The organism is Diaphorobacter caeni, from assembly GCF_015354245.1.
GTDB lineage: Bacteria > Pseudomonadota > Gammaproteobacteria > Burkholderiales > Burkholderiaceae_C > Diaphorobacter_A > Diaphorobacter_A caeni.
Window position 1 is genome coordinate 102907 of record NZ_JADKYZ010000013.1, and the last position, 6522, is coordinate 109428.

The 6522-nt window shown below is 56.7% G+C and carries 8 protein-coding genes and 4 tRNA genes; 1 reads left to right on the plus strand and 11 read right to left on the minus strand.

Going from position 1 to position 6522, the window contains the following annotated elements; genetic code table 11:
- Positions 1–170 precede the first annotated feature (170 nt).
- The 11 genes from rplL to ISG32_RS25500 all read right to left on the minus strand — a co-directional run bounded on the left by rplL (position 171) and on the right by ISG32_RS25500 (position 5377).
- On the minus strand, positions 171–548 hold the full coding sequence (gene rplL, locus ISG32_RS25450) for a 50S ribosomal protein L7/L12 (protein WP_194773812.1): 378 nt from the start codon (positions 546–548) through the stop codon (positions 171–173).
- 51 nt (positions 549–599) lie between these two features.
- A complete protein-coding gene (gene rplJ, locus ISG32_RS25455; RefSeq protein WP_194773813.1) occupies positions 600–1109 on the minus strand; it encodes a 50S ribosomal protein L10 in 510 nt (169 codons plus the stop codon).
- A gap of 239 nt (positions 1110–1348) precedes the next feature.
- The gene (gene rplA, locus ISG32_RS25460) at positions 1349–2044 is read right to left on the minus strand and encodes a 50S ribosomal protein L1 (protein WP_194773814.1); all 696 of its coding nucleotides are present in this window, start codon (positions 2042–2044) and stop codon (positions 1349–1351) included.
- A gap of 2 nt (positions 2045–2046) precedes the next feature.
- Positions 2047–2478: a 50S ribosomal protein L11 gene (gene rplK, locus ISG32_RS25465; RefSeq protein WP_166068710.1), complete on the minus strand. Its 432-nt coding sequence runs from the start codon at positions 2476–2478 to the stop codon at positions 2047–2049.
- A gap of 147 nt (positions 2479–2625) precedes the next feature.
- Positions 2626–3213, minus strand: a complete 588-nt coding sequence (gene nusG, locus ISG32_RS25470) for a transcription termination/antitermination protein NusG (protein WP_194773823.1) — start codon at positions 3211–3213, stop codon at positions 2626–2628.
- Positions 3214–3231: 18 nt separating this feature from the next.
- Complete coding sequence (gene secE / locus ISG32_RS25475; RefSeq protein WP_194773815.1) at positions 3232–3615, minus strand: preprotein translocase subunit SecE; 384 nt, start codon at positions 3613–3615, stop codon at positions 3232–3234.
- A gap of 88 nt (positions 3616–3703) precedes the next feature.
- Positions 3704–3779, minus strand: a tRNA-Trp gene (locus tag ISG32_RS25480).
- Between the two features lie 12 nt (positions 3780–3791).
- The gene (gene tuf, locus ISG32_RS25485; protein WP_194771793.1) at positions 3792–4982 is read right to left on the minus strand and encodes an elongation factor Tu; all 1191 of its coding nucleotides are present in this window, start codon (positions 4980–4982) and stop codon (positions 3792–3794) included.
- 64 nt (positions 4983–5046) lie between these two features.
- Positions 5047–5121 (minus strand) — tRNA-Thr (locus ISG32_RS25490).
- Between the two features lie 44 nt (positions 5122–5165).
- Positions 5166–5239: transfer RNA gene (locus ISG32_RS25495), tRNA-Gly, on the minus strand.
- A 52-nt stretch (positions 5240–5291) separates the two neighbouring features.
- Positions 5292–5377 (minus strand) — tRNA-Tyr (locus tag ISG32_RS25500).
- 309 nt (positions 5378–5686) lie between these two features.
- Between ISG32_RS25500 and ISG32_RS25505 the strand changes: the two genes are divergently transcribed.
- A complete protein-coding gene (locus tag ISG32_RS25505; RefSeq protein ID WP_228530113.1) occupies positions 5687–6274 on the plus strand; it encodes a GspH/FimT family pseudopilin in 588 nt (195 codons plus the stop codon).
- The last annotated feature ends 248 nt before the right edge of the window (positions 6275–6522 follow it).

Here is a 6522-nt window from a genome sequence, read left to right on the forward strand (position 1 = left end):
CTGGTGCGCTCTGGACACAATGGTCCGAATCTACCGCCTTGATCTGACAACAAAACGACCACGCAGGTCGTCAGACAAGACGTCTTTCCAGCACAGGACAAACCCTTGCACTAGAAGCGCCAAAGGCTGGAGGCCCCTTTTGGAACCTCCAGCCCTCAAAACTGACCGAATTACTTCAGTTCAGCCTTAGCACCAGCTTCTGTCAGCTTCTTGGCAGCAGCTTCAGCGTCAGCCTTAGGCATAGCTTCCTTCAGGGTCTTGGGAGCGCCGTCGACCATGTCCTTGGCTTCCTTCAGGCCCAGACCGGTGATTTCACGCACGGCCTTGATCACGCCAACCTTGTTTGCGCCTGCTTCGAGCAGAACCAGGTTGAATTCAGTCTTTTCTTCAGCAGCAGCAGCGCCACCAGCAGCGCCGCCAGCAGCGGGAGCAGCCATAGCAGCGGCGGACACGCCGAACTTCTCTTCAATAGCCTTCACCAGGTCATTGAGTTCCAGAACCGTCATGCTGTCCAGCGCGGTCAAGAATGCGTCTTTATCGAATGCCATTTTGATTTCCTAACAATTGGTTTATTTGAGGGATAACTGCGCGCTTTTCAATCAAGCAGCAGCAGCAGCTTCGCCTTCGCCCTTCTTTGCCGCCAGGGCGCCCAGCACAACGGCTGTACGCGAGATAGGCGACATGAGCAAGCCACACAGCTGAGCCAGCAACACTTCCTTGGAGGGAATGCTTGCCAGTTCCTTAACGCCGTTCACGTCCAGGGCCTTGCCACCGAAAGCGCCACCGCGAATCACGAGCTTGTCGTTCGTCTTCGCGAAATCGGCCACCACCTTGGCGGCGGCCACAGCGTCTTCGGAGAAGCCATAGATCAGAGGACCGGTCATCTGGTCGGCGACAACATCAAACTGGCTGCCAGCCACAGCACGACGTGCCAGAGTGTTCTTCAGAACGCTCAGGGAAACGCCCTTGCTGCGTGCATCAACGCGCAGTTTGGTCATGTCAGCGACCGTGATGCCACGGTATTCCGCGATCACCAGCGTTTGAGCTTTTGCGGCGAGGCTGGTCACTTCATTGATGACCGCTTCTTTCTCACTGCGATTAAGACTCAAGGTCTACTCCTTCATATGCGCACTCCGAACCTAAGTTCTCGATGCGCGCTTAAGTTGCAGCGACCAACTGTTGAGGAAAAATTTCTCGTTCCATCTGCAGCGGGATCGCCATCTGCGTTGGCTTCCACACGGTTTAAGTGCAGCGGTCTGCACACCAACGGTCTTGGATGACCCGACGCATCACTGCGCCGACCCACCACTGAGGCACTCTTGCGAGCGCCTCAAGATCTTTTTAGCAATTACGCTGCGATGGACTGTGTATCCACACGGACGCCAACGCCCATGGTGGAGGACACAGCGACCTTGCGCAGGTAAACACCCTTGCTCGACGCAGGCTTGGACTTGTTCAGCGCTTCGATCAGAGCAGCCAGGTTGCCCTGCAGCTTCTCGTTGTCGAACGAGCGACGGCCAATCGTGCCGTGGATGATGCCGGCCTTGTCGACGCGGAACTGGATCTGACCAGCCTTGGCGTTCTTGACAGCGGTAGCGACGTCAGGAGTCACGGTGCCAACCTTGGGGTTGGGCATCAGGCCACGTGGGCCCAGGATCTGACCCAGGGTACCCACGATGCGCATTGCATCGGGAGCAGCGATCACCACGTCGAAGGGCATGTCGCCAGCCTTCACTTGGGCAGCCAGGTCGTCCATGCCGACGATGTCTGCGCCTGCGGCCTTGGCTTCTTCAGCCTTGGCGCCTTGGGCGAACACGGCCACGCGAGTGGTCTTGCCGGTGCCGTGAGGCAGAACGACAGCGCCACGCACCACTTGGTCCGACTTCTTGGCATCCACGCCGAGTTGCACTGCAACGTCGATGGACTCGTCGAACTTGGCGGTAGCGGCTTCCTTCACGATAGCCACAGCTTCAGCGAATGCGTACAGCTTGGTGCTGTCAACCTTGCCGGCCAATGCTTTTTGCTTCTTGGTCAACTTCGCCATGATTACAGTCCTTCCACAGTCACGCCCATGGAGCGGGCCGAACCTGCCAGCGTGCGCACAGCGGCGTCAACGTCAGCGGCATTCATGTCCTTCAGCTTGGTCTTTGCGATTTCTTCCAGCTGGGCGCGGGTGATCTTGCCGACCTTGGTCTTCAGAGGATTCGAGGAACCCTTGTCGAGCTTGATGGCCTTCTTGATCAGCACGGTGGCTGGAGGAGTCTTGATGACGAACGTGAAGCTCTTGTCAGCAAAAGCCGTGATCACCACTGGCAGTGGCAGACCTGGCTCAACACCTTGAGTCTGCGCATTGAATGCCTTGCAGAACTCCATGATGTTCAGACCGCGCTGACCCAGCGCTGGACCGATTGGAGGAGATGGATTTGCCTTACCAGCTGGAACTTGCAGCTTGATAAAGCCGACGATTTTTTTCGCCATGGCTAATTTCCTTGCGGGTCATAACGCCTGTCTTGCTTTCACAAGACACGCTCCCCGGGGTTGCAGCTCGAAGTGAAGTGGCTTCCGATGCAGAGCTGTGAAGCATCGGACCACTGATCCTTGCAGATCAGGTCTTGGGAGAAAGACTTATGTCTTCTCGACCTGAGCGAATTCCAATTCGACCGGTGTGGAGCGTCCGAAAATCATCACCGACACACGCAGGCGATTCTTCTCGTAGTTGACTTCTTCCACGGAACCGTTGAAGTCGGTGAAGGGGCCTTCCTTCACGCGGATCAGCTCACCCACGGTGAACTCGATCTTGTGGCGTGGCTTCTCGGTGCCCTCTTCCATCTGGCTGACGATCTTCTGGACTTCATCGTCAGAGATCGGCGCGGGACGGTTCTTGGAACCACCCACGAAGCCCGTGACCTTGCTGGTGTGCTTCACCAAGTGCCACGTGTCATCTTCCATCACCATTTCAACGAACACATAACCAGGATAAAGGCGACGCTCGGTCGTCTTGCGCTGGCCATTCTTCATTTCGACCACTTCTTCGGTCGGAACCAGAATACGGCCAAACTTGTCCTGCATGCCCGCACGGGCGATGCGTTCGGTGATGTTGCGCTCCACCGCCTTTTCCATACCCGAATAGGCATGAACGATGTACCAGCGCAGATCCGGATTGCCTGCAGCTACGGGAGCAGGAACTGCCGCTGCAGCGCCAGCATTTTCCATGGCGTCATCAGTCATCAGTTACTTCCTCCAACCCAGAACCAAATCGTACAAGAGCCATTCAAGCGTCTTGTCGGTAAACCACAGGAACAGCGCCATGATCACCACAAAGGCGAACACATAGCCGGTCATCTGCAGCGCTTCCTTGCGGGTAGGCCAGACAACCTTGTGCACTTCCTTCCACGCATCGCGAGCGAAGGCCACGAATTGCCGGCCAGGCTCGGAAACAAGAAACACCACTACGGCCGCAATCAATCCCACCAGCAACACAGCCCATTGCACCAATGGACCCTGCTTGGAAAGCACATAGAAGCCGGCAATAGAGGCCAATACCAGTACGACGGCCAAGGCAAGCTTCGCCTTGTCCGCTCCAGTACTAACCGTTTCAACCTGAGAAGTGGCCATATGTGACTGCAATCATTTCTTATTCCAGCGTCGCACAAGACGCCGAAGCCCGCCAAGGCTTGGCGGGCTTATTGTTTCCACCCTTAGGTGGCAGGGGCAGTAGGAATCGAACCTACAACCTTCGGTTTTGGAGACCGACGCTCTGCCAATTGAGCTATACCCCTACGAATCAAAACTTACGCAATGATCGTGGCAACCACACCGGCGCCGACGGTACGACCGCCTTCGCGGATGGCGAAACGCAGACCTTCTTCCATGGCGATCGGAGCGATCAGCTTCACGGTGATGGACACGTTGTCACCAGGCATGACCATTTCCTTGTCGGCTGGCAGCACGATGGAGCCGGTCACGTCAGTCGTACGGAAGTAGAACTGTGGACGGTAGTTGTTGAAGAACGGAGTGTGACGGCCGCCTTCGTCCTTCGACAGAACGTACACCTCAGCGGTGAATTCCGTGTGTGGCTTGATCGAACCGGGCTTGCACAGCACTTGGCCGCGCTCGACGTCTTCGCGCTTCGTGCCGCGCAGCAGCAGACCCACGTTGTCGCCAGCTTGACCTTGGTCCAGCAGCTTGCGGAACATTTCCACGCCAGTGACGGTGGTCTTCTGGGTGTCCTTGATACCGACGATTTCGATTTCTTCGCCGACCTTGACGATACCGCGCTCGATACGGCCTGTCACCACGGTACCGCGACCGGAGATCGAGAACACGTCTTCGACTGGCATCAGGAACGCGCCGTCCACTGCACGCTCAGGCGTGGGGATGTAGCTGTCCAGAGCTTCTGCCAGACGCAGGATGGCGGGCTCGCCCTTGTCGGACTGGTCGCCTTCGAGAGCCAGCTTGGCAGAACCACGGATGATCGGGGTGTCGTCGCCTGGGAAGTCGTACTTGTCGAGGAGTTCGCGAACTTCCATTTCGACCAGCTCGAGCAGCTCTTCGTCATCGACCATGTCGCACTTGTTCAGGAACACGATGATGTAAGGAACGCCAACCTGACGGGCCAGCAGGATGTGCTCGCGGGTCTGGGGCATTGGGCCGTCAGCAGCGGAGCAGACCAAGATCGCGCCGTCCATCTGGGCAGCGCCGGTGATCATGTTCTTCACATAGTCGGCGTGACCTGGGCAGTCCACGTGAGCGTAGTGACGACCGTTGGTTTCGTACTCGACGTGAGCGGTGTTGATCGTGATACCGCGGGCCTTTTCTTCGGGCGCAGCGTCGATCTGGTCGTAAGCCTTGGCTTCGCCGCCAAACTTCTTCGACAGAACGGTAGCGATAGCGGCCGTCAGCGTGGTCTTGCCGTGGTCAACGTGACCGATGGTACCGACGTTGACGTGCGGCTTGGTCCGCTCGAATTTTTCCTTTGCCATTTCTTGACTCCGAAAACTACACCTGAAAATAAGGCGCAACCCGAACGGACGCACCTGAAACTTGTGGTGCCCATGGCGGGAATCGGACCCGCGACCTCTCCCTTACCAAGGGAGTGCTCTACCACTGAGCCACATGGGCAACTTCACAGCGCATTGCGCTTAACTTTTCTCACAAACCAGCTATGGAGCGGGAGACGGGAATCGAACCCGCGTCATTAGCTTGGAAGGCTAAGGTTCTACCATTGAACTACTCCCGCTTGATCCATTGATCAGCGTCGCACCCCAACGAGGACCTCGACTCTCATAATTTGGTGGAGGGGACTGGATTCGAACCAGTGTAGGCGTAAGCCAACAGATTTACAGTCTGCCCCCTTTAGCCACTCGGGCACCCCTCCGGAGAACTTGCAATTATAGCGGATTTTTCATCCTCACCCAAGAAACCCTAAAAATATTTTCAAGATTCTTGGCTTCGTCCAAGCCCACCAAACTGCAGCTCGTATTGTAGCCCGGCAGGAGGGCCACTTTCGGGAAAACACGAAGAGAAATGCACGGAAAGACGATTTTTTTGAACACGCCTTCTTTCTGTGCCAGGGGCATGCTTCTCGACACACTCGCACCCATTCTTTGTCCTTGCCTGTGGAGATCAAACTGCCCGTTTTCGAGCAGCGGTACAAAGGGAAATCCCCCCCTTCGGTCACCTGCCAATGAACCGCCCCACATCTCACGCCGCTGTACCCACTCCCCGCTCTTGCAACGCTGAAAGTGGCTTCACTCTGGTTGAACTCATGTGCACCATTGCGCTGCTGACGATTGTCGCCACTCTGGCCGCTCCGAACTTTTCCAGCTTGATCCAAAAACTGCGCGTGCATCAGGCCGCCATGGAGCTCAAGGGCTCCCTGCAAGTCGCCCGCTCCGAAGCAGTTCGAAGGGGAGACAACATCAAACTGCGAAAGAAGGACGTCACCGATGGCCGAAGTTGCAACGCCTCGCCCAGTGACTGGAGTTGTGGCTGGGATGTGTTCATTGACCTCGACAACAACGGGATTCCCCGCGCATCCACGTCGACCGAAGATGACGAGCTGATCCAGTCCTTCCCCGCTCCACCGGATGCTTCCGTGCGTTTCACAACCAACTCGGCCACATTGACAGTCAACCGCTGGGGTGCCATCAACGGCATTGGAGCAAGCTTCGCCGTGACTCCTAGAGCCTCAAGCGACTCAGGCCTCGACACCATGATATGCATCTCCTCCGGAGGACGAGTCAGATCCACTCCTGGCAACAGTTGTGCATGAGGGTGGTCATATGGGGATGCTTCGTGTTCATGCGGAGATTGGTTTCGCAGGGCCCTCACAATCACCGCCTGGATCATGGCTGATGCGAATGCAGGTCCCATGAAGCACGTGTGTTTTGCTTCCCGCAAAGCAAAACGCCCCTAACTCAAATGAGCTAGGGGCGGTTTGGGCTGTAATAGCCTGACGATGACCTACTTTCACACGGGAGTCCGCACTATCATCGGCGCGAAGTCGTTTCACTGTCCTGT

Excerpts from the sequence above, each read along its gene's own strand:
- rplL (WP_194773812.1), bottom strand. The coding sequence starts at position 548 with ATGGCATTCGATAAAGACGCATTCTTGACCGCGCTGGACAGCATGACG.
- rplA (WP_194773814.1), bottom strand. The coding sequence starts at position 2,044 with ATGGCGAAGTTGACCAAGAAGCAAAAAGCATTGGCCGGCAAGGTTGAC.
- rplK (WP_166068710.1), bottom strand. The coding sequence starts at position 2,478 with ATGGCGAAAAAAATCGTCGGCTTTATCAAGCTGCAAGTTCCAGCTGGT.
- nusG (WP_194773823.1), bottom strand. The coding sequence starts at position 3,213 with ATGGAAAATGCTGGCGCTGCAGCGGCAGTTCCTGCTCCCGTAGCTGCA.
- secE (WP_194773815.1), bottom strand. The coding sequence starts at position 3,615 with ATGGCCACTTCTCAGGTTGAAACGGTTAGTACTGGAGCGGACAAGGCG.
- tuf (WP_194771793.1), bottom strand. The coding sequence starts at position 4,982 with ATGGCAAAGGAAAAATTCGAGCGGACCAAGCCGCACGTCAACGTCGGT.
- ISG32_RS25505 (WP_228530113.1), top strand. The coding sequence starts at position 5,687 with ATGAACCGCCCCACATCTCACGCCGCTGTACCCACTCCCCGCTCTTGC.